Source organism: Saccharothrix violaceirubra (assembly GCF_014203755.1).
Taxonomy (GTDB): Bacteria; Actinomycetota; Actinomycetes; order Mycobacteriales; family Pseudonocardiaceae; genus Actinosynnema; species Actinosynnema violaceirubrum.
The window spans coordinates 6,573,943-6,598,822 of record NZ_JACHJS010000001.1 but is presented as its reverse complement, the minus strand read 5'-3'; the positions used below and the strand labels follow the sequence as shown (position 1 = coordinate 6,598,822).

Sequence of the window (24,880 nt, the reverse complement as noted above, 5' to 3'; positions counted from 1 at the left end):
GCCGACCTCCTAGTCCGCCAACCGCCACAACGGCGACACCGGTCCCACGCCCGCGCCCAGCGGGTACGCCGCCGCCACGGACCGCACGATGAACTCCTTGCCGTACCGCACCGCCGTCGGCACGTCCTCGCCCCGCGCCAACCGCGACGAGATCGCCGACGCCAACGTGTCGCCGCTGCCGTGCGTGTGCTTCACGTCGTACCGCGGACCGGGCAGTTCCAGGAACTCCGACCCGTCGTACAACAGGTCGACGCACTGCGGATCCGTCCACAGGTGGCCGCCCTTGACCAGCACCCACCGCGGCCCGAGCGCGTGCAACGCCCGTGCCGCCTCGTACTGGTCTTCACGCGACTTCACGTCCACGCCGACGAGCAAGCGCACCTCGTCCAGGTTCGGCGTCACGATCGTCGCGCGCGGGAACAGCAACACCCGCAACGCGTCCAACGCCGCGTCCGCCAACAACGGGTCCCCGTGCATCGACGCCGCGACCGGGTCGACCACGAACGGAACGGCCGCACCGATCCCCACCCGGTCGCACGCGTCCGCCACCGCCTCGATGATCGCCGCCGAGGCGAGCATCCCGGTCTTGGCCGCGTCGACCCCGATGTCCGAGGCCACCGCCACGATCTGCGCGGCGACCACGTCCGCCGGGATCTCGGTGTACCCGGTCACGCCCAGCGAGTTCTGCACGGTCACCGCCGTCACGGCGGTCATCCCGTGCACGCCGCACGCGAACAACGCCCGCAGGTCGGCCTGCAACCCCGCGCCGCCGCCGGAGTCCGAGCCCGCGATGGTGAGGACCTTCGGCGGCGTGGTCACGGCGAGTCCACCACCGGCAGGTAGACCTTGTTGCCCTGGTCGGCGAACTCGCCGGACTTCTCCGACATGCCCGCCTCGATGGCCTCCACAGTGGACAGACCGCGCTCCTCGGCGTATCGCCGCACGTCCTGCGTGATCTTCATCGAGCAGAACTTCGGCCCGCACATCGAGCAGAAGTGCGCGGTCTTCGCGGGCGCCGCCGGCAGCGTCTCGTCGTGGTACGACCGTGCGGTGTCGGGGTCCAGCGACAGGTTGAACTGGTCCTCCCACCGGAACTCGAACCGCGCCTTGGACAGCGCGTCGTCCCAGTCCTGCACGCCGGGGTGCCCCTTGGCCAGGTCCGCCGAGTGCGCCGCGATCTTGTACGTGATCACGCCGGTCTTCACGTCGTCCCGGTTGGGCAGGCCCAGGTGCTCCTTGGGCGTGACGTAGCACAGCATCGCCGTGCCCAGCCAGCCGATCTGCGCCGCGCCGATCGCCGACGTGATGTGGTCGTACGCGGGCGCCACGTCGGTGGCCAGCGGTCCGAGCGTGTAGAACGGCGCCTCGCCGCACCACTCCTCTTCCAGCCGCACGTTCTCCGCGATCTTGTGCATCGGCACGTGACCCGGGCCCTCGATCATGACCTGCACGTCCCGCGCCCGCGCGACGTGCGTCAACTCGCCGAGCGTGCGCAGCTCCGCGAACTGGGCCTCGTCGTTGGCGTCCGCGATCGACCCCGGCCGTAGCCCGTCACCCAGCGAGAACGTCACGTCGTACGTGCGCAGGATGTCGCACAGCTCCTCGAAGTGCGTGTAGAGGAAGCTCTCCTTGTGGTGCGCCAAGCACCACGCGGCCATGATCGACCCGCCGCGCGATACGATGCCCGTGACCCGTTTCGCGGTCAGCGGCACGTACCGCAGCAGCACGCCCGCGTGCACGGTCATGTAGTCGACGCCCTGCTCGGCCTGCTCGACCACGGTGTCGCGGTAGACCTCCCACGACAGCTTCGCCGGATCGCCGTCCACCTTCTCCAGCGCCTGGTAGATCGGCACCGTGCCGATCGGCACCGGCGAGTTCCGCATGATCCACTCGCGGGTCTCGTGGATCCGCTTGCCGGTCGAGAGGTCCATGATCGTGTCCGCGCCCCAGCGGGACGCCCACACCATCTTCTCCACCTCCTCCTCGATCGAGGAGGACACGGCCGAGTTGCCGATGTTCGCGTTGATCTTCACCAGGAACTTCTTCCCGATGATCATCGGTTCGGCCTCGGGATGGTTGCGGTTGAGCGGGATCACCGCCCGGCCGACCGCCACCTCCGCGCGCACGAACTCCGGGTCGACGCCCTCACGCGCGGCGACGAACCGCATCTCGGGCGTGACGACCCCCGCCCTGGCCCACGCGAGCTGCGTACTCGCGCCGTTCACGGGCTCCCGTGCCGCGATCCAGTCCGCGCGCGACCTCGGCAGTCCACTGTGGACGTCGATGGTCACGGCGGAATCCGTGTACGGACCGGAAGTGTCGTAGAGGTCGACGTGCTCGCCGTTGGTCAGGTCAACGCGGCGGAAGGGGACGCGAACACCGTCGCCCACCTCCCGGTACACCTTGCGCGATCCGGAGATCGGGCCGGTGGTCACGCTGGGCCGCACCGAACGGTCGTCGAGTGCCGTCACGACATTCCTCCCTACGCCGGCATTACCCGGTCAGGTTCAGGCGGTCGGCGGCACCCGGGTCCTACCCCGAGCCGCCCTCTCAGCCCGCTCCGGCGCGAGCTCCCGCGTGTGTTGAGTTGTCGACCGACCCTAACCACGGCCCCGACCCGATGCCAAGACGGACCCTGCGAAGCGCGGATGCCAAGAACCGCCCTTTCGGCGTACCTTTCTCTCGTGGCTGATCACCGGCCGTCCCCGCCGGCGGCGCGGCGCACGGCACGACCCGGCGCCGTCCCGGCATGCCCGTCGTGCGGCGACCTGGCCGGACGCGGCTATCCGGCGTGCCGTTTCTGCGCCGAACTCGTCGACCAGCACCGACTCGTCGACTGGCAGGAACTCCTGGCCGCCGAACAGCTCACCGAAGGCGGCGCCGGCGAACGCGAACTCGCCGAACTCGTCCTCGCCGACGACACCGGCGCTCACCCGTGGACGTGCATCGACTGGGCGATGACGCTCACCCTCTGCTCCCACTGCGGCGAGGAACTCGGCACCGGACCCGTCGACTGCGTGCGCTGCGCCGTGGCCGACGAACGCCGCCGGCACTGGGACCACACCGGCTTCCCGAAGGAGATGAGCGCCCTCGACCACCGGCTGCGCGTCGCCCGCGTCGTGCTGCGCGCACCCCACCGGCACCGCACGGCCATCGTCGACACGTGGCGGCTGCTCCTGCCGTTCCTGCTCGACGGCCGCCTGCCCGCGACCGGCGACGTGCGCCGACTGCGCGCCCAGGTCCTCGCCGGCGGCTACGCCGACCTCGCCGCCGTCACCTCCTACGACGACCTGGTCGCGTTCCCCGAACTGCCCTGGCGCAGGTCAGCGCCCGTCGAGCACCAGGCGGACACCCAGCGCGACCAGCACGCCACCCGAAAGCCGTTCGAGCGCCCGGCGGACACCCTGCCGCGACAGCAGGCCCCGCAGGCGGTCGAGCACCGTGACGACGACCAGGTACCAGCCGGTGTCGACGGCCACCCACACCAGGGCGAACAGCAGTAGCGTCGCCGTGCCCGACCCGGTCGGCACGAACTGCGGCAGGAACGAGATCGCGAACACACCCAGCTTCGGGTTCGCCAGGTTCACCACCAGCCCCGACCGGAACGCGTGCCCGGCCGGCGGCTCGGGCAGCTCGGCACCCGCGTTCCGGAACGCCTTCACACCCAGGTAGACCAGGAACAGCGCGCCCGCGATCCGCAGCCCGTGGTAGGCGATCTCGGACGCGGTCAGCAACACCGACAGGCCCAGGGCCGCCGCGACCGCCCACAGGGCGACCCCGATCTCCATCCCGGCCACGGTCGCCAACGCGCTCGCCCGTCCGCGCACCGACTGTCGCAGCACCATCGCCGTACCCGGACCCGGCGACAACGCGATCAGGAAGGACGCACCGACGAAGGCGGCGAGGTTGCTCCACATGCCGCCATCGTCACCCCGACGTCCAGCGGTTATTCGTCCTCGTCGTCCGCGAACGGGTCCTCGGACACCGCCGGGTCCCACGTCAGCCCCGGCACGCCCCAGCCGTTCGCCCGCAGCATCTTCTTCGCCGCCCGCTTGTGCCGGCCGACCAGCCGGTCCAGGTAGAGGAAGCCGTCCAGGTGGTCGGTCTCGTGCTGGAGGCACCGGGCGAAGAAGCCCGTGCCCTCCACCGACACCGGCTCGCCGTGGCCGTCGAACCCGGTCACCTTCGCCCACGAGGCGCGACCCGTCGGGTACGACTCGCCCGGCGCCGACAGGCAGCCCTCGAAGTCGTCGTCCGGGTCCGGCATGCCCTGCGGGATCTCCGACGTCTCCAGCACCGGGTTCACCACCACGCCCCGGAACCGGTTGCCGTCGTCGTCCGGGCAGTCGTAGACGAACACCCGGTGGTCGAGGCCGATCTGGTTGGCCGCCAGGCCGACGCCGTTCGCCGCCTTCATCGTCTCGAACATGTCCTGGATCAACGTGCGCAACGCGTCGTCGAACACCTCGACCGGACGAGTCGGACGGTGCAGCACGGGCTCGCCGGCGATGACGATCGGGTGAACGGCCATGCCGGCCAGCCTATCGGCCGACCTCCGGGTGACGCGCCGGGCGAGGAACCGGCCCCGGCGAAGATCACATGATGTAATGGCACCCACGCACGGGAGACGGCTGAGGAGCCAGATGGACGCCGCAGAGGCACTGGCGCCGGCGGAGAAGCCGGACGACGGGTTGACCGACCGGGAGCGGGAGATCCTCGCTTTCGAACGCCAGTGGTGGAAGTACGCGGGTGCCAAGGAACAGGCGATCAGGGAACTGTTCGACATGTCCGGCACCAGGTACTACCAGCTGCTCAACGCGTTGATCGACAAAGAGGCGGCGCTGGCCGCCGATCCCATGCTGGTGAAGAGACTGCGCCGGTCGAGGTCGGGGCGGCAGCGGGCACGAGCGGCGAAGCGGCTGGGTGTAGAGAACCGATGACCAACCCCGAACCGACCGGCTCCGCGCACCCGGCGCGGGCCGCGGGAATCGTGCTGCTCGGTGTGGCCGCCGTCGCCCTGGTGATCGGGGTGGCGAGCCTGTTCGTGGACTCCGACGACTCGACGGTCGCCGGCCAGAGCCGTGCCGCGTCGACGGCGGAATCCACTTCCTCGGCCACGACCGCCGCACCACCTGTGACGACCGCCGTTCCGGCGCCGCGCACGACCACCTCCGCCGTTCCCTCGTCCGCGCCGCCGGCGGCCACTTCCGCCGCGCCGACTTCCGCCGCGCCGACGACGTCGGGTCAGGCGTCCGCGAAGCCGCTCGTGCGCGTGTACAACAACAGCACGATCGTCGGTCTCGGCGCCCGTGCCGCCGAGGACGTCAAGCGGGCCGGCTGGGAGGTCGCCGACACGGCCAACTACTCCCAGGGGCAGATCCCGACGACCACCGTGTACTTCCGGCCCGGCACCGACGAGGAAGCGTCCGCACGACAGCTGGCCGAGGTCCTCCACGCCCGCGCCGAACCCCGTTTCGAGGGCATCGTCGGCGCCCACGCCGGGATCATCGTGATCGTCACCAACGACTACAAGGGCACGACCGGCGCCAAGAAGTGACCGCGCGAGTCATACGTTCGGACACCGCGAGTCGTGCGTTCGGACACCGTGAACTGTGCGTTCGGGCACCGGGTCGGTGCCCGAACGCGTGATCTCAGCGTCGTGACTCCGCATAGGCGGCCAACGACGCGAGCTGCGCCGGGTCCAACGACGGCCGCACCACCGCCCGTGCCGCCGCCAGGTGATCGGCCGTCACGACCGTCGCCTCCAACGACTCCCGCATCGCGGTCAACGCAGCCTCCCGGATGAGCGCCGCGCAGTCCGCCGCCGAGTAGCCGTCCAGGTCGGCGGCCAGGGCACCGAGATCCACGTCCGCCAACGGGGTGTTGCGCGCCGCGGCACGCAGGATCGCCGTGCGCGCGTCGGCGTCCGGCGGCGGCACGTACACGAGCCGCTCCAGCCGGCCGGGGCGCAACAGCGCGGGATCGACCAACTCGGGCCGGTTCGTGGCACCGAGGACCACGACGTCCCGCAACGGCTCGACCCCGTCCAACTCGGTGAGCAGCGCGGCGACCACCCGGTCCGCCACGCCCGAGTCCGACGACTGACCCCGGCGGGGAGCCAGCGCGTCCACCTCGTCGAGGAACACCAGCGCGGGCGCGGCCTCGGCGGCCCGGCGGAACAGCTCGCGCACGGCCCGTTCCGACTCGCCCACGAACTTGTCCATCAGCTCGGCGCCCTTGACCGACAGCACGTTCAGCCGACCCGACCCGGCCAGCGCGCGCACGAGGAACGTCTTGCCGCAGCCCGGCGGGCCGTACATGAGCAGACCGCGCGGCGGTGCGACACCCAGTCGTGCGAACGAATCCGGGTACTGCAACGGCCACAGCGCGGCCTCGGTGAGGGCCTGCTTGACCTCGACCATGTCGCCGACGTCGTCGAGCGTGAGACCGCCCGTGCGCAGGGTGTCCGAAGTGGACATCGAGATGGGGCGGACCGTGTCGAGCGCACCGAGGAGATCCTCTTGTGCCACTTGGGGTTCTTCGGCTTTCCGCTGTCGCAAAGCCGCTTGCACGGCGGACTCGCGGCGCAACGCGATGAGGTCGGCGGCCACGAAGCCGGGCGTCCGGTCGGCGATGGCGCCGAAGTCCACTTCGGAGTCGATCGGCACGTCGCGGAACAGCACGCGCAGGAGTTCCGTGCGCTGCGCGCCGTCGGGCAGTGGCAGCACGATCTCGCGGTCGACCAGATCGGGGACCCTCAACCGGGGGTCGATCGACTCGGGATGGGCGCTCGTGACGACCAGTGCGCACGACGCCGACACCGCCGTGCGCAACGCGTCGAGGACGATCGTCGCGACCGGGGGAGGGGAGGCGGCGGGGAGGAGTGCCTCGACGTCGGTCAGCAGCAGCACCACGGGGCCGCCGACGGCGTGGGCGGCGTCGATCGCCTCGGCCAGGCGCGCGGCCGTGGCGTTGGCTTCCAGGACCGCGATCCCCGGTGACGCGACTTCGACGACCGCCGCGCCGGCCTCGCGGGCGACGGCCCGGACGAGGGTCGCCTTGCCGACGCCCTCGGGTCCGCTGACCAGGGCCGCGATGCCGGGCGCCGCGCCGAGCCGGGCGAGCAGTTCGGGGTGGGTGAACGAGAGGTCGAACCACTCGCCGAGTCGCCGGATCGCGTCCCGCTGCCCGACCAGGTCCCCGACTCCCGGCTCGACCACACCGGAGTCCGCATTTCCAACAAAACCGGCATTTCGGGCAAAACGCCCACCGTCGGCTCCCGCGACGCCGGCCACCCCATCTTGCCCGAGGCTTCCCTGCCCCAAGCCGTCACGCGCGCCGCCGAACCCGGCCGCGCCGCCCCCCGATGCACCGGACCCGTCCGCACCGGACCCGCCCGCGCCCAGTCCACCTCGGCCCGACCCGGCCGAGCCCGACCCGGCCGAGCCCGACCCGGCCGAGCCCGACCCGGCCGAGCCCGACCCGGCCGAGCCCAGCGCGATCGGGCCCGGCCCGCCCGAGCCCAACGCGGCGAGGCCCGACCCGAGCGCGCCGTCACCCCGGCCGCGCACCGGCCCCAGGACCCCGCCGGGGGCGGGGGTGGACACGGGGCCGGCGCCGGTGCGGGGGCCGTCGCGCCAGCCGACGACCGTGGACGGCTGGACGGCGACGGGGCCGGCGGGGTCGACGGCGGTGATCGTGACCAGCTCGTTCGTCCACGTCATGCCGATCGCGTTCGACAACCGGCTGCGGGTCGCACCCACGTCGGCACCCGGCGGCGGGGCCAGGTCCTGGGGCAGGAGGGAGACCGCGTCGCCGACCGTCAGCACCTTGCCGGTCAGCGCCATGCGCAGGGTTTCCGGCGTGAGGGACGTCGCGGCGAGGCGGGAGCCGGCGACCGTCACGGCGCGGGCGGCGGTCACGACGGTCGGGGCGACCACGACCTCCGAGCCCTCGACGATGCCCAGGTTGGACAGGGTCACGTCGTCGACCAGGACCACGCCCGGCGGGCCGTCGCCGGCGGCGGCCAGGGCCGCGCTCACCCTGGCACCGGTCAGGCGGACGGCGTCCCAGGCGCGCAGGCCCAGGGCGTCCAGCACCTCCGGGTGGAGGCGGACCACGCCGCGGCGGGTGTCCAAGGCCGAGGGGGACAGGCGGGTGGTCAGGGTGATCACGGTGTCGAGACTAGTGCGGGGTGGCTCGCGGGCCTTCGACATCTCTTACCGAGGAAGTTCGAGGCCGATTACGGACATGTCCGGGGCCGCTTTCACTCGAAAGTGTGGCCAAGGGTGGCCGGCGGTCCGCCGGCCACCCTACCGCCGAAATGACCTCAGGGGCGTTGGCGGCGCAGGCCGAGCGTGCGCCAACCCCGGCGCTTGCCCTCGCCCGGCTCCGAACTGCGCCGCGGCCGGCGCACCGCGCGCATCGCCGCACCCGCCACGCGCCCACCCAACGGCTGGCGCAACCCCAACCGCCGGGCCGCCACGCCGTGCGCACGCTTGATCGCCCGCCGGTCCGCCGCCGGCACCTCCCACGCCTCCGGGTGCCGGGCCAGCCACCGGTACCGGCGCACCGAGTACGGCAGGTGCCCCAGGTACAGCAGCATCGCGGAGATCAACGCCACCAGCGGGTACGTCACCACGGCCGCGGCGAGCAGGGCGATGAACAGCAACAGCGGCACGATGAAGCGCTGCGGCACCTTCACCGTCTTCACCGACAACGTCGGAATCCGGCTCACCAGCAGGAAAGCGATCGCCACGGTCCACACCGCGACGACCCACGGCTGCGACCACCAACCGGACCGGCGCAGCTGCTCGTCCACGATCAACGGCAGCAGCAACAGCAACCCGCCCGCCGGCGCCGGCACGCCGACGAAGAACTCCTTGGCGAACGGCGGCTGCTCCACGTCCAGCAGCGTGTTGAAGCGCGCCAGCCGCAACACCATGCACACCGCGAAGATCAGGCACACGACCCACCCGGTGCGGTCGCCCAGGCCCGCCGACTCGAACCGCCACAGGTACACGACCAGGGCCGGTGCGACGCCGAACGACACGGCGTCGGCCAACGAGTCCAGCTCCGCGCCCATCTTGCTGGTCGCGTCGAGCAGCCGGGCCAGCCGGCCGTCCAACCCGTCGAGCACGGCCGCCGCGCCGATCGAGGCGATCGACGCGGCCCACATGCCGATGCTCGCGAAGTACACCGACGACAGGCCCGCGCACATCGCCAGGACGGTGATCGCGTTGGGCAGCAGCCGGATGCCCGGTCCGCTCGGTGCCATCAGATCACCGGGAGGACCGCGAGGACGGTCTCACCGCCGATGGTCCGCTGGCCCGCTTCGACGCGGACCTCGCTGCCGAGCGGCACGTACAGGTCGACGCGCGAGCCGAACCGGATCAGGCCGTACGTGGAGCCCGCGTCGACCTTCTCGCCTTCGCCGACGTGGCACACGATCCGCCGCGCGACCAGGCCCGCGATCTGCACGACGACCACGTCGTGGCCGTCGTGGGTGCGCAGCCACACGGCGTTGCGCTCGTTGTCCTCGCTGGCCTTGTCCAGGTCTGCGGACAGGAACTTGCCCGGCCGGTACGCCACCGCGCGCACGACGCCCGACACCGGCACGCGCTGCACGTGCACGTCGAACACCGACAGGAACACGCTGATCCGGGTCATCGGCTCGTCGCCGAGGCCCAGTTCGGCCGGCGGCACGGCCTCGACGACGTGCGACACGGTCCCGTCCGCCGCGGCGATCGCGAGGCGGGGGTCGGTCGGCGTCACGCGCTTGGGCTCGCGGAAGAACCACGCGACCCACGCCGTCAGCACGAAGCCGACCACGCCCGCCCGGCGCGAGAACCGGCGCAGCAGCAGGGACGCGACGGCCGCGCCGAGGACGAACGGACGGCCCGCGGGGTTCATCGGCGGGACGATGCCCTTGGCCAGGTCGATGAGGTGGGAGACGGCACCACTGTGCTGGTCGCGTTCGGCGCTCATGGCTCTTCCGTTGGAGGGCTGGGAAAGGCCACACGCTACGCCGGCACCGACGGCGCCCGTCGGGTCCGGTCCGCGCATCCCCCGACGAGCGCGCGGCCCGGTACCGACGGGCACCGGTGAGTGTAATCCAAGTCACATGGAGTGACGGAGGTCGGAGCCGCCGCGCAGGGCCAAGATCCGTTCGGCGACGTCGCCGGCCTCGCGCGGGTCGACCACCACGGGCGCGACCAGCGCGGGCACGTCGACCGCCCGGCCGTCGACCACGACGTCCCACTCCCGGCCCCAGTTCACCGCGAACCTGGCACGTCCCGCCCGGACGAGTTCGTCGACCACGAGCGCGGCGAGCAGTTCGCGCACGACCTCCAGCAGCGCGGTGACCATCTCGTTCCCGGTCAGGGCCGGGTCGACGACGTGTGGCCGCAACGCCTCCAGCGCCTCGCCGCGGGCCAGCGACGCGATGATCTCGTCGGACGTGCCGTGCGGCGCGATCCCGCTCGCCCGACCGGCTTCGGCGAGGATGTTCGCGTAGTGCGAGATCTGCGCGGCACCGGCGCGTTCGACGAGTTCGGGCCAGTCGGCGACCGGGCCGAGGTCGTCGCGGATCAGGCCCTTCTCCATCTCCTCGATGCCGTCGACCAGCGTCCAGCCGGGCCGGTCGTCGCGCGGCACGTCCGCCGCCGGCAGCGCGTCCATGGCCTTGATCCGCACGCGGATCGGCGGGTGGCTGTCGAACACCGACGACGACTCCTCGTCGACCAACCGGTCCTGGACTTCGGCGAGCTGTTCCTGCCGGGTCGGGTCGCCGAGGAACGCGCGGAAGCCGACCATCACCCGGGGCGTCCGCTCGGCGGCCAGGGACAGTGACACGTAGTTCTCGTGGTAGACGTTCCACGCGACGTCCAGCGACAGCACCTTGCGCAACGCCGACTGCGCGGTCTCGCGTCCGGCCGCGACCACGGACGCGCGGTCGGCCTCCAGTTCCTGCCGCCGGGTCGCCGACGCTGCGACGATCGCGTAGAGCTGCGCGTACCAGTACAGCGGGTAGCGCAGGAGGTTGCCGTCGAGGTTCTCCACGGTCGCCGCGAGCGCGTTCTTGGCCCGGTAGGTCAACGCGGACAACCGGGTGTGCCCGCCGCCGTAGTGGCCGAGTTCGTGCGCGAGCACCGAACGGATCTCGCCGACGGACAGCCCGGCGAGCAGCGGCAGGCCGATCATGAGGTGGCGCGGTCCCGGCTTGAGGCCCAGGAACGACGTCTTCTCCCACACCGCCGCGTTGACCGACGGCACGAGGCGGACGTCGTCGGGCGGGCGGGTGCCGGCGACGGCCGCGAGTTCGTCGACCGCGGCCCACAGCCGGGGCTGCTCCTCGCGGGTCAGCGGAGCGCCTTCCGCCTCGTCCTTGGTCCTGAGCGCTTTCCACAGCGCGCCGCCGACCGCGAACGCGACGACGAGCGCGAGGATTCCGGCCTTGGCCACGCCGACTCCGGAGTGGCCGGTGGTGAACGCGATCACGACGGCCGCGCCGAGGCCGAACGTCATCCCGAACGCAAGGACGAAAAAGCCGACAAGCATGACTACGGCCAGTACGGCACGCATGACGATATTCCCCGGTGGGTAGGCCGGCCCCCCTGGACTTCGACCGGCTGGACCGGGGAGCTTAATGCGACCGGGTGTCACGTCCTAGAGGAATCTGAGCACGACTTCCGCACCGGCCGGGAGTTCCGTCACATCGGCCGGGATCTCGATCAGGCAATCACTGATCGCCAAGGCGGACAAAAGGTGCGAACCGGGTCCGCCGACCGGCGTGACGACCCGGCCCGACTCCGGTTCGTACGCGCCGCGCCGGAATTGCGTCCGGCCTTCCGGCGATGTCAGCGCCGCGCTCAGCGCGGCGGTCGTCGTCGGCCGCTCCACGTCCGCGAACCCCATCGCCGCGCGCAGGGCCGGCCGCACGAACACCTCGAACGACACGTGCGCGCTCACCGGGTTGCCGGGCAGCGCCGCGACGGGAACGCCCTGGTAGCGCCCGATGCCCTGGGGCCCGCCCGGCTGCATCGCCACCCGCCGGAACTCCACGCCGCGACCGGTGAACGCGTCCTTGACCACCTCGTACGCGCCCGCGCTCACCCCGCCCGAGGTCAGCAGCAGGTCCACCGAGCCGAGCCGGTCCGCGATCGCCGCGTGGAACGCGTCCGCGTCGTCCGGCACGAACCGCAGCAGCTCGGCGTGCGCGCCCGCCTCGCGCACCGCCGCCGCGAGCATCACGCCGTTGGACTCGTAGATCGTCCCCGGCGTCAGCTCCCGACCCGGTTCGACCAGCTCGGACCCGGTCGACAGGACGAGCACCCGTGCGGGCCGGCGCACCGGCAGCGTCGCGGAACCCAGCGCGGCGGCCAGACCCAGCCGGGGCGCGGTCAGCACCGTGCCCGCGGTCAGCACGGTCGTCCCCGGCGCCACGTCGTCGCCCGCCGAACGCACGTTCGCGCCCGCGACCACCGACCGGTCGATCCGCACGGTCGCCGTGCCGCCGTCGGTCCACTCCACCTGCACGACCGCGTCCGCGCCGGGCGGCACCGGCGCGCCCGTCATGATCCGGTGCGCGGTGCCCGGCACCAGCGGGACCAGGTCGCCCCGACCCGCCGGGACGTCCTCCGCGACCGGCAGCACGACCGGTGTCACGGCCACGTCCGCGGCGCGCACCGCGTACCCGTCCATGGCCGAGTTGTCGAACGGCGGCAACGCGATCGGCGCGACCAGGTCGCGTGCCAGGACCAGTCCGGTGCAGTCGGCGAGCGGCAGGTCGACCACCGGCGTGAGCCCGACCAGGCCCGCCAGGTCGGCTTTGTGATCGGCGACTCGGGTCAGCGGCTTCGACACGGCTCCCATCATCGCGCGCCCGTGCCACACTGCCCCGACCGACCGGCTGGTCGGTCCGGCGCGTATCGGCGAGGGAGGGGCGGTGCAGGTCCGCACGCGGCACACACCGACGTTCGGCGTGGCCAGGCTCGTGCTCGCACCGGGGGAACCGGTGCTGGTCGAGCGGTCCTCGGTCGTCGCGACCAGCTACGGGGTGCGCCATGAACCCCGGGCCAAGGTCCCCGGCCTGCACGCGTCGACGTGCACCGCCGGACCCGAGGGCGGCTGGGTGGACGTCGCGCCCGCGCTGCCCGGCGACCTGCACGTGATGGAACTCGACGGCACCACGGGCTGGTGTGTGGCCAAGGACGGCTGGCTCGCGTCGTCCGCGACCGTCACCGCCGACCAGGCCGCGCCGCCGTTGCGCGCGCTGCACGGCGGCGACAGCGGATTCCTGCACTACCTGTTCGGCACCGGTCAGGTCGTGCTCGCCTGCTACGGCGTCCTCGATCTCGTGACGTTGGAACCGGGTGAACTCGTGACCGTCGACAGCGGTCACGCGGTGGCGTTCGCCGACACCGTCCAGTGCCGGTTGCGGGCCGTTTCACCGGGCGCGTCCCAATCGGTGCGGAATGGCGAGGGGCTGGTCCTCGACTTCGCCGGACCCGGCCTTGTCCTGACCCGGACCCGCAGTACGCGGGGTTTGGTCAGTTGGTTGCGGGACAACGGATTCAGCCCGCGCTCATGACTCCATAAGGAGGTATCGGCGAACCCCCTCGTACCTCTAGCGTGGCGGTTTGCTCAGGTATTTCTCGAAGGAGGACATCTTGGCTGTCGGCACGGTCAAGTGGTTCAACTCGGAGAAGGGGTACGGCTTCATCGCCGCCGACGGCGGGCCGGATGTCTTCGTGCACTACTCGGCGATCCAGATGGAGGGTTTCCGCACCCTGGCCGAAGGCGATCGCGTCGAGTTCGAGATCCAGGCCGGTAGGGACGGCCGGAGCCAGGCTTCGGACGTCCGGAAGGCATCGTGACCTCCGCCCGGCCCGTCGCAGCCCGACGGGCCGGGCCGGTGTTTGCCGAGAACCCGCCGCAGACGGGCCGACGCGGACGTTAGGCTGCCCGGCGTGTCGGAAGACCTGAGCGGGCGACGGCTCGGCCACTACCGGATCGACGGTGTGCTGGGCCGCGGCGGCATGAGCGTGACCTACCGGGCCACGGACGTCAGACTCGGTCGCAAGGTGGCCCTGAAGGTCATCGGGGAACACCTCACCGCCGACGCCGAATTCCGCGAGCGGTTCGTCGACGAGGCCCGCAACACCTCGGCGATCGACCACGCGAACATCGTCCCGCTGTACGACTTCGACGAGGTCGACGGCCTGCTCTACATCGCGATGCGCCTGGTCGACGGCCAGGACCTCGCCTCGCACATCAAGGACGGGCCGCTGCCGCCCGCGCGGACCCTCACCCTGCTCGCCCAGGTCGCCGAAGCGCTGGACATGCTGCACGGCAAGGGCCTGGTGCACCTCGACGTGAAGCCGGCGAACGTGCTGGTCACGACGAAGGAGGCGGTGCGTGAGCACGTCTACCTCGCCGACTTCGGCCTGACCCGGCGCGGTGCCACCGGCCACCGCACCCGTACCGGCGACTTCCTCGGCTCGCCCACCTACGCCGCGCCCGAGCACCTGCGCGGCGAGCCGCTCGACGGGCGCACGGACCAGTACGCGTTGGCGTGCATGCTGTTCGCGTGCCTCTCCGGGCGCCCGCCGTTCCAGGGCGGTGTGCAGGAGGTCATCCAGGGCCACCTCGGCGCCGAGATCCCGGCGTTGACCACGCTCGTGTCCGTGCCGCCGGCGATCGACGAGGTGCTGCGCAAGGGCACGGCCAAGGACCCGGCCCGGCGGTACGGCTCGTGCCAGGAGCTGGTCGAGGCGGCCCGGGTCGCGCTGGCCGGTGCGCCGCAGCAGGCGCCGGCGCGCGTGGAACCCACGCCGCAGTACCGGCCGACGCAGCCCTACACCCAGCAGCAGGCCCGGCCCCAGTCGTTCCCCGAGCCCGTTCGGCTGCGCCCGCCCGCGCCGGTCGGGGTCAGCGCGTTCACGTCGACGAAGAAGCAGCGGCCCACGTGGGTGGCGCCGGTCCTGGTCGGCGTGGTCGCGATCGCGCTCGTGGTGATCCTGGTGGTCATCCTCACGCCCAAGAGCGAGCCGACCAGGCCCGCGGGCGGTACGAGCTCGAACCAGTCCATCCAGGTGGGCGAGCCCACCTCCGGCAGCCGCGGCCTGCCCACGAGCGTGCCCGTACGCCCGTCCAGGTGACCCGGTCTCCTTGCACTCGACGCCCACGAGTGCTAAACACGGTGCTGGCACTCGGACCGTTCGAGTGCCAGGTACGCCGGCTGGGTTGGTGAGGCGCGGTCCCCACGGGGGATCGGGTCGTCCGTCGCGGGCACCGCACCTGGCCAAGCACCGTGTTCCGCTGCGGGCACTCTCGCCCGCAGTGGCCCCACCAGTCGTTAACAAGGCGGAGGAACACACCGCAATGGCCAAGATGATCGCGTTCGACGAGGACGCCCGCCGTGGTCTTGAGCGCGGCATGAACACCCTTGCGGACGCCGTCAAGGTGACCCTTGGTCCCAAGGGTCGCAACGTCGTGCTGGAGAAGAAGTGGGGCGCCCCCACGATCACCAACGACGGCGTCTCCATCGCCAAGGAGATCGAGCTCGAGGACCCGTGGGAGAAGATCGGGGCCGAGCTCGTCAAGGAAGTGGCGAAGAAGACCGACGACGTCGCGGGTGACGGCACCACCACCGCGACCGTCCTCGCCCAGGCCCTGGTCCGCGAGGGCCTGCGCAACGTGGCCGCCGGCGCCAACCCGCTGGGCCTCAAGCGCGGCATCGAGCAGGCCGTCGAGGCCGTGACCGAGCAGCTCCTGAAGACCGCCAAGGAGGTCGAGACCAAGGAGCAGATCGCCGCCACGGCGTCCATCTCCGCGGGCGACTCGACCATCGGCGAGCTGATCGCCGAGGCCATGGACAAGGTCGGCAAGGAAGGCGTCATCACCGTCGAGGAGAGCAACGCGCTCGGCCTCGAGCTCGAACTCACCGAGGGTATGCGCTTCGACAAGGGCTACATCTCGGGTTACTTCGTGACCGACCCGGAGCGTCAGGAAGCGGTCCTCGAGGACCCGTACATCCTGCTCTACGGCTCGAAGATCTCGTCCGTCAAGGACCTGCTGCCGCTGCTGGAGAAGGTCATGCAGGGCGGCAAGCCGCTGCTGATCATCTCCGAGGACGTCGAGGGCGAGGCCCTCGCGACCCTGGTCGTGAACAAGATCCGCGGCACCTTCAAGTCCGTCGCCGTCAAGGCCCCGGGCTTCGGCGACCGCCGCAAGGCGATCCTGCAGGACATCGCGATCCTGACCGGTGGCCAGGTCATCACCGAGGACGTCGGCCTCAAGCTGGAGAACGCCGACCTGTCGCTGCTGGGCAAGGCCCGCAAGGTCGTCGTGACCAAGGACGAGACCACGGTCGTCGAGGGTGCGGGTGACGCCGAGCAGATCCAGGGCCGCGTCAACCAGATCCGCGCCGAGATCGAGAAGTCGGACTCGGACTACGACCGCGAGAAGCTCCAGGAGCGCCTGGCCAAGCTCGCCGGCGGTGTCGCGGTCATCAAGGCCGGTGCCGCCACCGAGGTCGAGCTGAAGGAGCGCAAGCACCGCATCGAGGACGCGGTGCGCAACGCCAAGGCCGCCGTCGAGGAGGGCATCGTCGCCGGTGGTGGCGTGGCCCTGCTGCAGGCCGCCGAGGCCGCGTTCGCGGGCCTGAAGCTCGAGGGCGACGAGGCCACCGGTGCCAACATCGTCAAGGTGGCCGTCGAGGCCCCGCTGAAGCAGATCGCCATCAACGCCGGCCTCGAAGGCGGCGTCGTGGTGGAGAAGGTCAAGGGCCTGCCCGTCGGCCACGGCCTCAACGCCGCCACCGGCGTGTACGAGGACCTGCTCGCGGCCGGTGTCCCGGACCCGACCAAGGTGACCCGCTCGGCGCTCCAGAACGCCGCGTCGATCGCCGCCCTCTTCCTCACCACGGAAGCGGTCGTCGCCGACAAGCCGGAGAAGAACGCGGCCGGCCCGGCCGTCCCGGACGCCGGCGGCATGGACTTCTGAGTCCACGCGCACAGCACCAGTAAGCCAGGAAAGGCCCCGGTCCGGCGGACCGGGGCCTTTCCTTTGCCGGTAAGCGGAACCCGCCGCCCACCACACGAGACCCATGCCGCCACACCCCACGAGCACAGGACCCGGTCACGGCTCCGGCAGCCGGGCAGACCCGACCCGGTGGCGCCCCAGCCGTTCGGATGCGGAGCCCGCACGCCAGGGGCACGCCCGAGCGCACAACACAGGGTGCCCGAACGCACATTTCGCAGTGTCCGAGTGCATAACTCGCGGTGTCCGAGACCGGAACCCGGGAACCTGATCAGGAACCGGACCCGAAGCAGACGAAAGGCCGTCGTAGCGGATCCGAAGCAGTGGCCTCGGCCAAAGCCGCCGCCGCCGGAGCCCCCGAGGACAACAACTCGTGGAACACGTCCATCGTCCGCGCCGCGGCCCGATCACCCACTTTGTTCACCGCCGCCACCACGGTGTGCGAACCACCCGCGAGCAATGCCCCGGCAAACCCCAAAGCCTCGTCCCCGGGCCGGATCCGGCTCAACGCCAACGAACAAGCCGCGAGTACGACCTGTTCCGGAACCCGTTTCAACCGCACCGTCTCGTGCGCGAACAGGAATCCGTCCGACAATTCCAGCCGCGAGAACAACGCGTTGTCCGCGACATGCTCCCCGTGCGCCGCGATGTGCGCCAACCGCGCACCGTCCAAAGCCGCCAGCACATCCGCCACCGAAGATGGCTCGACGGCGTCCGGATACGTGGAAAGAAGTCCGTGGACCTCCCCGCGCGCCTCCGACAAACCGGGCCCGCTCACCAAGGCCACCCGCGAGGCCGACGAGCGCGCGGCGGACTCGGAAGCGGTCAACCAGGCGGTGGCCGACGGAGCCACGACCACCGGCCGACCGTGCAGGGAAGGCAACGCCCCCCAAGGCACGGCATACAGGTCCCCCGTGGGCACGACGACCAGTTCCCGCGTCCCCACCAGCGATGCCGGCGGCCCGAGCAGCGCGTCGTCCAGCAGCCGGGCCCGCCGGGTCGCCGACGCGGTCACGGCGGCCACCAGGGGTGCCGGCATCAGGTCGGGCGCCAGCGCGTCCAGGTCGGCGTGCAACTGCCGCGCCAACTCCGACACGTCGGCCCACGCGCCCAAGCGCACCAACGACGCCCGGCCGTCCACCACGACCACGGCGCGCAACACGTCCCCGTGCGACACGAAGCTCACCAGGGCCCGCGAGCCCAGCGCCCCGACCACGTCCGCCAACCGCGCCACCGGACGCGGCCGGCCCCACGCCGACGTGTGCCACCCGAGCCGGGTGATCTCCCGTTGCAACCGGGAGAACCGGGCCGCCGTCTCCTCGATCGGCCGCCCTTCCAGCCGGGCCTGCTGGATCGACCGCGACAGCGACCGCAGCTCGTTGACCCGGCGGGCCAGCGACGTGTCCTCCATCGCCGGCAGCGGCTCGTACCGGTAGACCTGAGCCCGGGTCCGCTCCAGCCAGTCGAACGCCGCCGCCGGGTCGCCGCCCCGGTCCAGCACCAGTCCTACGGCGAGTTCGCCCAGTTCACGGCCGTGCACCGCGGTTCCGCACAGCAGGTCGAGCCCGCCCATCCGGTCCCGGACGACGCCCAGTTCCTCCAGACCCGCACGGGCCTGCGCCAACGCCTCGGCGTCCCGGCCGGCGGCCACGGCGACCTCGGCCTGGCACAGCCGCAGCAGCATCCGGTGGTCGATCGGCGTGGTCGGTCCGGGGTGGGGGAGGTCCGCCAGCAGCGACCGCGCGGAGTCCAACGCACCGCGTCGCACCGACATCCGCGCCGCGAGCATCGTGGCCACCGCCGACTCGTCGGCCAGGCCCACCGCCGCCAGCCGACCGGCCAGGTCGACGGCCCGGCGCGGGGTCGCGATCCGGGACGCGGGCACGTCCAGCTCCGCGCGCATCCGGGTCAGCGCGGCCAGTTCCGCCCACGAGGTGCTGCCGCGCCTGAGGAACCGGCGCCTGGCCCGGCCCGCCAGGTCGCGGGCCAGACCGGGGTCTTCGTGCAGCAACGCGGCGGCGGCCCGGCTCAGCTCGGCCTCGGCCAGGTCCTGGCCGACGCGGCGTTCGCGCAGCACGGCCAACGCCTCGTCGAGGTGCTGCGCGGCCTCCTCGCCGAGTCCGGCGGCGAGCAGCGTGCGGGCCTGGTCGATCCGCACCCGGTACACCAGGTCGGGCGCGAGCGCGCGGAACTCCCGCACGGTGTCGTCGTAGTGCCGCAACGCCGTCGGCACGTCGCCGGTCAGTTGGGCGATGTCGCCGAGGTTGTGCAGCGCCTTGGCCTTCATCAGCGGCAGGTCGGCGGCTTCGGCGAGGTCGATGGTCCGGTGCATGTCCTGCTCGGCACCGTCGAGCACGCCGAACGCGATGCGGGTCAGACCCCGGTTGATCAGGTTGCCGGCCAGGCGGTCGGTGGTGACGGCGCCCAGTTCGTGCCCGGTTTCCAGCCCGGTGATCGCGGCGTCGAACAGGGTGAGCGCCTCGGCGGTCCGTCCGGCCCGGTGCAGCAGCAGCGCCTGCTGGCACTTGATCACGGGGGCGAGACCGATCCGGAGGTCGCCCTCGGGCAGGGCTTCGACCAGGAGTGTCGCGGCGTCGAGGTGGGCGAGGCCGTCGGCGATGGAGCCGGTCTCGGCCTCGCCGTAGGAGAGGGTGATCAGGATGCGGACGCGGACCGACGTGGCGTCGGCGTCGCCGGGTTCCGCCGGCAGGACCGTCAGCGCACGGCGAAGCAGGCGCACGGCGTCGACCGGTCGGCCGGCGGACGCCGCGTCGAAGGCTTCCCGGTGCAGGGCGGCGGCGATGGCGACGCCCGACAGGGGCGACCGCACGTCCGTTGCGGCGGCGCGGAGCGGGGGCACGCGTCTATGGCAGCACACCCGAAGCGTCCGGTCTGCCCCTCGATGGACGGGTCGGTGGTGGCCGAACGGGTCATGTCCGGCCCTGTGCCCGCTACAACACGATGGTCGGCGTCACCACGGTCCGACCGGGTTCGCCCCTGGAGTTCACCAGGTGCACGACGATCTGGGTCGTGCCCGCGGGCACGTCGGCGAGCACGAACCGCCCGCCGTCGTCGGCCTTGGTGGTGCTGGACTCGTGCTCGGCGACCCGGACCTCGACGGTGTGCTCGCCCGCGGGGACGAGCCAGCCGTCGATGCGGTGTCGGGCACCGGTCGAGGTGAAGTTGACCATCAGCGTCAGGTTGTCGACCGTGAACGTGATGGTGCCCGGGTTGCCGCCGCGGACACCCGCGAACGACCCGGCCCGCTCCCAGCGGGCGACCTCGACGTCCAGGTTCTCCAGCGCCACCGCGAACTGGATTCTCTCGACGAGACCCAGCGGCGGTGCGTCCAGTTCGTACACCAGTCGGTTCAGTTCCGTGAGGACGGCGGTGTCCTCGGGCCCCCTGCGGTCATCGCGCGGGTCGATGTCGGTCACCGCGATCCTCCTTCCGCGTCGAGATGGGTGCGCAACGTCGTCAGGCACCGACCCCTGGTCGGGCCGATGCTGCCGCGCGGCATGGACAGTGCTTCGGCGACCGCGCGGTACTCCGCGCGCCCGGCCAGCACGGTGAGCCGCAGAAGCTCCTGGCACTTCTGCGACAGGCGTCCGAACGCCCGCCACAACCGGTGGTCCCGGTCGTCGATCAGCGCGGCGTCCTCGGGCAGGCCGAAATCGCTTTCCAGGTTGTCGGCCAGTTCGTCGGAGAGCTGGGCCTCGCGGCGGGCCGGCGTCCACGTCCGCTGTGACTCGCGGCGCGTGGCGACGACCAGCCAACCGGCCAGTGCCCTCGGTTCGTTGAGCCGGTCCAGGTGGCGCAGCAACGCCAGCCAGACAGTCTGCACCACGTCCTCGGCGGTGCTGCGGTCGAGCCCGTGGCCCCTGGCCACGTGCCAGACCAACGGCGTCAGGTCGTTGACGAGCACGTTGAGGGCACGCCGGTCGCCGGCGCGTGCCGCGACGACGCAGGCCGCGTGCCGATCCGTACCGTCGAGTCCCTCCCACGGTGGGCGCTCACCGGTCATACGCAGGTCTCCCACGTCGTCACCTCCTCCTCGGCGTACCCAGCCGGCGCAGATCGTCACACACGCCGACCTCATCCGCGTCGGGCGGCCCGCGATGTCCCCACGACATCGCGGACCGCCGCGCTTCCGGGTGCTTCCCCGGTCGACACCCCTCGAAGTCGACCGACTCGGCCCCCACTCCCCCCGGAGTGGACCTGTGGTGCTAGCTCCCACCCGTGTTCGTCTGGTGCGAGCCGTTCGTGCCGTCCCCCTGGTGCGAACCGGTCGGCGCCTCCCGCGGAGTTCCGCCACCGGTGCCGCTGCCGCCCTGGCCCCCGTTGGTCTGGTGCGAGCCGGTCGGACCGACAGGTTCGTCCTCCCCCTCGGTGGCGAGAAGTCGCTCGGGTACCGCCGTCGCGAGCCCGGCGGTCGCGAGTTCGGCCGTCGCGAGGACGACCTCGGCCTCGGCGAGCGGGTCCAGCGTCCGTTCGTCGACCGGGAGGTCGGCGAGCGGGTCGTGCGGGTTGTCCTCGTTCGGGACGTCGCCGTTCGGGGTCGTGGCGGCGTCCTCGGTTCTCAACTCGTCGACGCCGTTGGGATTGGCGTTCATACGGTCTCCTCAGTCGGGGTTGAGGATCGGACATCAGATAAGGAGGGGGTGGATCCGCGCTGGATACAGGGGATCGTTTTCACAATTGACAGTTCCCCTGATGGTGTGGGCGACGCCGGTCCGGCCGGCACACTTCCCGGCATGATCACCCCCAGGGTCGTGCGCGAAGGCGCGCGGGTCACGCCGCTGGAGCTGTTCTTCGACCTGGTCTTCGTCTACGCCATCACGCAGGTGACGCAGTTGATGGCGGCCGACGCGTCGGTGCACGGCGTGCTGCGCGGCCTGCTGCTGCTGGCGATCCTGTGGTGGTGCTGGTGCTGCTACTCGTGGCTGGGCAACCGGGTGCGGGCCGACGACGACGGCGTGCGCGTCGTGTTGTTCGCGGCCATGGCCGTGATGCTGGTGGCCGCCGTGGCGATCCCCGAGGCGTTCGACGACCTGCCGGGCGGGCTGTCCGGTCCGCTGGTGTTCGCCGCCTGCTACGTGGTGGTGCGGGTGCTGCACCTGGTGGCGTACTGGCGGTTCTCGGTCGGTGACGTGCCACTGCGGCGGCAGTTGGCGGTCACGCTGGCGCCGATGCTGTCCGGGTCGGTGCTGCTGGTCGTCGCGGCGTTCACGAGCGGCGCGACGCAGACCGCGCTGTGGGTGGCGGCGCTGGTGGTCGACTACGGCGGCGTGCTGGTGACCGGGGTGTCCGGGTGGCGGGTGCACTCGGCGGTGCACTTCGCCGAGCGGTACGGGCTGATCGTGCTGATCGCGCTGGGCGAGTCGATCGTCGCGGTCGGCGTGGGGGTGGCGGACCTGCCGGTGTCGTGGCCGATCATGTTCGGCATCGGCTGCGGTCTGGTCGTGGCGGCGGCGCTGTGGTGGGCGTACTTCGACGTGGACGCGCCGCTGGCCGAGCGGGTGCTGCACCAGGCGGCGGGTGCGAAGCGGGCGGCGTTGGCGCGTGACGCGTTCACCTACCTGCACCTGCCGATGATCGCGGGCATCGTGCTGTCGGCGTTGGGCCTGAAGAAGACGATGAACTACCTGGCGGGCGCGGACGGGCACACCGCGTCCGAGCACCTGCACGGCGTGGGGCCGTTCGCGTTGTTCGGCGGGGTGCTGCTGTTCGTGCTCGGGCACCTCGGGTTCCGGTTGCGCAACCTCGGCACGGTGAACGCGGTGCGCGTGGTGGTGGCCGTGGTGCTGGTCGCGGAGACGCCGGTGGCGCCGCTGCTGCCCGCGTGGGGTGCGTTGCTGCTGCTCACGGTGACCTGCGTGGGGTGGATCGCGGTGGAGGCGGTCCGGCACGGCCAGGTCCGCGGCGAGGTCCGCGCCGAACAGCACTGAGGCGGTCGGCGGCCGGTCTGGCTATGGTCCAGACCATGCTGGAAGTCATCGCACTGCACGCGGCGGACGCCGAAGCCGCCCAGGCCGGTGGGGCGCACCGCCTCGAACTCGTCGCCGACATGGCCGCCGACGGCCTGACGCCGTCCGTCGCCACCCTCCGCGACGTCCTGTCCGCCACGGACCTGCCGGTCCGGGTCATGCTCCGGGACGCGAACGGGTTCGCGCCCGGCGACCTCGACGCCCTCCGGCGGACGACCGCCGAGCTGCGCGCGGCCGGTGCCCGCGAGTTCGTCCTGGGCTTCCTCGACGATCAAGGCGCGATCGATGTCGACACCGTGCGCGCCCTGGTCGCCGAACTCGACGGCGCCGCGTGGACGTTCCACCGCGCGTTGGACAACTCGACCGACCCCGAGCGCTCGTGGGACGTCGTGGCCGGGCTCGGCTGCGACACGGTGCTCGCGGCGGGCAGCCCCAAGGGCGTGGCGGACGGCCTGCCGGTCCTCGAAAAGCTCGCGGCACGCCAGGAAGTCGTGCGCCTGCTGGTCGGCGGGAGCCTCAAGCCCGAGCACGTGGCGCCGCTGAAGGCCGCCGGTGCCATGGGATTCCACGTTGGCTCCGCGGTGCGCCCAGGCGGATGGGACGCCCCGCTCTCGGCGGATGCCGTGAGGACCTGGGCAAATCTGGTGTAGACCCCGTTTCGGGTGTGGGGTACGCGCCAGCCGCGCCGGATCGGCCCACCGGAGGCACGGGCGGAACGCCCCGATACGACAGCGGTATCGGGCCGCCCCGCCCGCACCCCCGGAGAACCGACCGATCACGACTCCCACGCACGCCACACCCGAAACACGGTCTAGATGTTCTGTCCTGTGAGGTTGGGGACGCGGCTGGCAGGTGGTTGGCCTTTGAGTGCGGTGTGGCCGCGGTGGTGATTATAGGTGTGCAGCCACCGCGGCAGCGTCTCGCGGCGTTCGGTCTCAGACCGGTATGCCTGGGCGTAGGCCCATTCGTCGAGCAGGGTGCGGTTGAAGCGTTCGACCTTGCCGTTGGTCTGTGGCCGGTAGGCGCGGGTGCGTTTATGGGTGATGCCCGCGTTGGCGAGGGTGTCGCGCCAGAGCCGTGAGCGGTAGCAGGAGCCGTTGTCGGTCAGCACCCGGCGGACGGTGACGCCGGCTTCCCGGAAGAACGCCTGTGCCCGGGTCCAGAACGCGGCGGCGGTGTCCTTGGTCTCGTCGGGCAGGATCTCGGTGTAGGCCAGCCGGGAGTGGTCGTCCACCGCGTTGTGCAGGTAGGCGTAGCCGAGGTTCGGGCGGCCGTGGACCTTGCGGGGCCTGGTCGGGTCGCGGTGGGCGGAGCTGTTGCGCCCGCCGGCCCGCCGTCCGTGCACCTTGTGGCCGCCGCCGTCGGGGATGTTGCCGAGCTTCTTGATGTCGACGTGGACCAGGTCGCCCGGTGCGGCGTGTTCGTAGCGGCGCACCGGCGTGGCGGTGGCCCGGTCCAGGTGGGCCAGGCGGGCCAGGCCGAAGCGGCGCAGCACCCGGTGCACGGTGGAGGGGTTCAGTCCGAGCAGGTGGGCGATGCGGGCCGGGCCCCACCGACGCGCCAGGCGGACCTTGACGATCCGGCGTTCGCGGCGGGTGGGCAGGCGACGCGGGCTGCGGTGCGGGCGGCTGGAACGGTCGACCAGGCCCGCCTCGCCCAGCTCGCGGTAGCGAGAGGCCCAGCGGGCGGCGGTGGTCGGCGAGACCTGGAACCGCTCGGCCGCCCGCCGCAGCGGCCACCCCTCGTCCACGACACACCGGGCCAGGCGCAGCCGTCCCAGCTCGGTCAAGGGTGCGTTAGCGTGGGTCACGAGGGCCTCCGTGGGCTCGGTGTCGACGTCGCAATCCACA

At 71.9% G+C, this 24,880-nt stretch carries 22 protein-coding genes; 8 read left to right on the top strand and 14 right to left on the bottom strand.

The window, feature by feature from the left end:
* Window positions 1–9 precede the first annotated feature (9 nt).
* From thiD to F4559_RS30475, 4 genes are all read right to left on the bottom strand, one after another.
* Window positions 10–819 carry a bifunctional hydroxymethylpyrimidine kinase/phosphomethylpyrimidine kinase gene (gene thiD, locus F4559_RS30490; RefSeq protein ID WP_184674547.1) on the bottom strand — a complete coding sequence of 270 codons (810 nt, stop codon included), beginning with the start codon at window positions 817–819 and terminating at the stop codon, window positions 10–12.
* The gene (thiC, locus tag F4559_RS30485; protein ID WP_184674546.1) at window positions 816–2,471 is read right to left on the bottom strand and encodes a phosphomethylpyrimidine synthase ThiC; all 1,656 of its coding nucleotides are present in this window, start codon (window positions 2,469–2,471) and stop codon (window positions 816–818) included. Before thiC ends, thiD begins: the two co-directional genes overlap by 4 nt.
* Before the next feature lie 852 nt (window positions 2,472–3,323).
* Window positions 3,324–3,917 (bottom strand): LysE family translocator, encoded by a 594-nt coding sequence (locus tag F4559_RS30480; protein WP_184674545.1) that lies wholly within the window; start codon window positions 3,915–3,917, stop codon window positions 3,324–3,326.
* A gap of 29 nt (window positions 3,918–3,946) precedes the next feature.
* The gene (locus F4559_RS30475) at window positions 3,947–4,531 is read right to left on the bottom strand and encodes a peptide deformylase (RefSeq protein WP_184674544.1); all 585 of its coding nucleotides are present in this window, start codon (window positions 4,529–4,531) and stop codon (window positions 3,947–3,949) included.
* Between the two features lie 112 nt (window positions 4,532–4,643).
* Here F4559_RS30475 and F4559_RS30470 point away from each other — a divergent pair, with 112 nt between their 5' ends.
* Together F4559_RS30470 and F4559_RS30465 are read left to right on the top strand one after the other, a co-directional pair.
* A complete protein-coding gene (locus F4559_RS30470; RefSeq protein ID WP_184674543.1) occupies window positions 4,644–4,940 on the top strand; it encodes a DUF3263 domain-containing protein in 297 nt (98 codons plus the stop codon).
* A complete protein-coding gene (locus F4559_RS30465) occupies window positions 4,937–5,557 on the top strand; it encodes a LytR C-terminal domain-containing protein (RefSeq protein WP_184674542.1) in 621 nt (206 codons plus the stop codon). Before F4559_RS30470 ends, F4559_RS30465 begins: the two co-directional genes overlap by 4 nt.
* A gap of 94 nt (window positions 5,558–5,651) precedes the next feature.
* Here F4559_RS30465 and F4559_RS34645 read toward each other — a convergent pair whose 3' ends face one another.
* The 5 genes from F4559_RS34645 to moeA all read right to left on the bottom strand — a co-directional run bounded on the left by F4559_RS34645 (window position 5,652) and on the right by moeA (window position 12,873).
* Complete coding sequence (locus F4559_RS34645) at window positions 5,652–8,216, bottom strand: AAA family ATPase (RefSeq protein ID WP_221447424.1); 2,565 nt, start codon at window positions 8,214–8,216, stop codon at window positions 5,652–5,654.
* A gap of 113 nt (window positions 8,217–8,329) precedes the next feature.
* Window positions 8,330–9,277, bottom strand: coding sequence for a CDP-diacylglycerol--serine O-phosphatidyltransferase (gene pssA, locus F4559_RS30450; protein WP_184674541.1), 948 nt, complete (start codon window positions 9,275–9,277; stop codon window positions 8,330–8,332).
* The gene (locus tag F4559_RS30445; RefSeq protein ID WP_184674540.1) at window positions 9,277–9,987 is read right to left on the bottom strand and encodes a phosphatidylserine decarboxylase; all 711 of its coding nucleotides are present in this window, start codon (window positions 9,985–9,987) and stop codon (window positions 9,277–9,279) included. Before F4559_RS30445 ends, pssA begins: the two co-directional genes overlap by 1 nt.
* 132 nt (window positions 9,988–10,119) lie before the next feature.
* Window positions 10,120–11,583, bottom strand: a complete 1,464-nt coding sequence (locus F4559_RS30440; RefSeq protein WP_184674539.1) for a M48 family metallopeptidase — start codon at window positions 11,581–11,583, stop codon at window positions 10,120–10,122.
* A gap of 84 nt (window positions 11,584–11,667) precedes the next feature.
* Entirely contained in the window at window positions 11,668–12,873 is a 1,206-nt protein-coding gene (moeA, locus tag F4559_RS30435) for a molybdopterin molybdotransferase MoeA (protein WP_184676385.1), read from the bottom strand.
* Window positions 12,874–12,946: 73 nt separating this feature from the next.
* Here moeA and F4559_RS30430 point away from each other — a divergent pair, with 73 nt between their 5' ends.
* The 4 genes from F4559_RS30430 (at window position 12,947) to groL (ending at window position 17,007) form a co-directional block, all read left to right on the top strand.
* Window positions 12,947–13,591, top strand: a complete 645-nt coding sequence (locus tag F4559_RS30430) for an AIM24 family protein (protein WP_184674538.1) — start codon at window positions 12,947–12,949, stop codon at window positions 13,589–13,591.
* Between the two features lie 79 nt (window positions 13,592–13,670).
* Complete coding sequence (locus F4559_RS30425) at window positions 13,671–13,877, top strand: cold-shock protein (protein ID WP_033432301.1); 207 nt, start codon at window positions 13,671–13,673, stop codon at window positions 13,875–13,877.
* Window positions 13,878–13,970: 93 nt separating this feature from the next.
* Window positions 13,971–15,161 (top strand): serine/threonine-protein kinase, encoded by a 1,191-nt coding sequence (locus F4559_RS30420; RefSeq protein WP_184674537.1) that lies wholly within the window; start codon window positions 13,971–13,973, stop codon window positions 15,159–15,161.
* A gap of 223 nt (window positions 15,162–15,384) precedes the next feature.
* Window positions 15,385–17,007 carry a chaperonin GroEL gene (gene groL, locus F4559_RS30415; RefSeq protein ID WP_184674536.1) on the top strand — a complete coding sequence of 541 codons (1,623 nt, stop codon included), beginning with the start codon at window positions 15,385–15,387 and terminating at the stop codon, window positions 17,005–17,007.
* A 307-nt stretch (window positions 17,008–17,314) separates the two neighbouring features.
* On the opposite strand, the gene F4559_RS30410 is transcribed toward groL, so the two are convergent.
* The 4 genes from F4559_RS30410 to F4559_RS30395 all read right to left on the bottom strand — a co-directional run bounded on the left by F4559_RS30410 (window position 17,315) and on the right by F4559_RS30395 (window position 21,656).
* Window positions 17,315–19,903: a CHAT domain-containing protein gene (locus F4559_RS30410; protein ID WP_312865900.1), complete on the bottom strand. Its 2,589-nt coding sequence runs from the start codon at window positions 19,901–19,903 to the stop codon at window positions 17,315–17,317.
* A 91-nt stretch (window positions 19,904–19,994) separates the two neighbouring features.
* Window positions 19,995–20,417, bottom strand: coding sequence for a carboxypeptidase regulatory-like domain-containing protein (locus F4559_RS30405; protein ID WP_221448603.1), 423 nt, complete (start codon window positions 20,415–20,417; stop codon window positions 19,995–19,997).
* Window positions 20,418–20,476: 59 nt separating this feature from the next.
* Entirely contained in the window at window positions 20,477–21,082 is a 606-nt protein-coding gene (locus F4559_RS30400; protein ID WP_184674534.1) for an RNA polymerase sigma factor, read from the bottom strand.
* 187 nt (window positions 21,083–21,269) lie between these two features.
* Window positions 21,270–21,656 (bottom strand): hypothetical protein, encoded by a 387-nt coding sequence (locus F4559_RS30395; RefSeq protein WP_184674533.1) that lies wholly within the window; start codon window positions 21,654–21,656, stop codon window positions 21,270–21,272.
* 141 nt (window positions 21,657–21,797) lie between these two features.
* Between F4559_RS30395 and F4559_RS30390 the strand changes: the two genes are divergently transcribed.
* Together F4559_RS30390 and F4559_RS30385 are read left to right on the top strand one after the other, a co-directional pair.
* Entirely contained in the window at window positions 21,798–22,991 is a 1,194-nt protein-coding gene (locus F4559_RS30390) for a low temperature requirement protein A (protein WP_184674532.1), read from the top strand.
* Window positions 22,992–23,026: 35 nt separating this feature from the next.
* On the top strand, window positions 23,027–23,680 hold the full coding sequence (locus F4559_RS30385) for a copper homeostasis protein CutC (RefSeq protein WP_246445367.1): 654 nt from the start codon (window positions 23,027–23,029) through the stop codon (window positions 23,678–23,680).
* Between the two features lie 161 nt (window positions 23,681–23,841).
* Here F4559_RS30385 and F4559_RS30380 read toward each other — a convergent pair whose 3' ends face one another.
* Complete coding sequence (locus tag F4559_RS30380) at window positions 23,842–24,840, bottom strand: IS481 family transposase (protein ID WP_184674530.1); 999 nt, start codon at window positions 24,838–24,840, stop codon at window positions 23,842–23,844.
* Window positions 24,841–24,880: the final 40 nt, after the last annotated feature.

Coding starts and splice junctions, on each gene's coding strand:
- moeA (WP_184676385.1), bottom strand. CDS start 12,873: ATGGGAGCCGTGTCGAAGCCGCTGACCCGAGTCGCCGATCACAAAGCC.
- pssA (WP_184674541.1), bottom strand. CDS start 9,277: ATGGCACCGAGCGGACCGGGCATCCGGCTGCTGCCCAACGCGATCACC.
- F4559_RS30470 (WP_184674543.1), top strand. CDS start 4,644: ATGGACGCCGCAGAGGCACTGGCGCCGGCGGAGAAGCCGGACGACGGG.
- F4559_RS30475 (WP_184674544.1), bottom strand. CDS start 4,531: ATGGCCGTTCACCCGATCGTCATCGCCGGCGAGCCCGTGCTGCACCGT.
- F4559_RS34645 (WP_221447424.1), bottom strand. CDS start 8,216: ATGTCGAAGGCCCGCGAGCCACCCCGCACTAGTCTCGACACCGTGATC.
- F4559_RS30440 (WP_184674539.1), bottom strand. CDS start 11,583: ATGCGTGCCGTACTGGCCGTAGTCATGCTTGTCGGCTTTTTCGTCCTT.
- F4559_RS30395 (WP_184674533.1), bottom strand. CDS start 21,656: ATGAACGCCAATCCCAACGGCGTCGACGAGTTGAGAACCGAGGACGCC.
- F4559_RS30465 (WP_184674542.1), top strand. CDS start 4,937: ATGACCAACCCCGAACCGACCGGCTCCGCGCACCCGGCGCGGGCCGCG.
- F4559_RS30480 (WP_184674545.1), bottom strand. CDS start 3,917: ATGTGGAGCAACCTCGCCGCCTTCGTCGGTGCGTCCTTCCTGATCGCG.
- F4559_RS30445 (WP_184674540.1), bottom strand. CDS start 9,987: ATGAGCGCCGAACGCGACCAGCACAGTGGTGCCGTCTCCCACCTCATC.
- groL (WP_184674536.1), top strand. CDS start 15,385: ATGGCCAAGATGATCGCGTTCGACGAGGACGCCCGCCGTGGTCTTGAG.
- F4559_RS30385 (WP_246445367.1), top strand. CDS start 23,027: ATGCTGGAAGTCATCGCACTGCACGCGGCGGACGCCGAAGCCGCCCAG.
- F4559_RS30390 (WP_184674532.1), top strand. CDS start 21,798: ATGATCACCCCCAGGGTCGTGCGCGAAGGCGCGCGGGTCACGCCGCTG.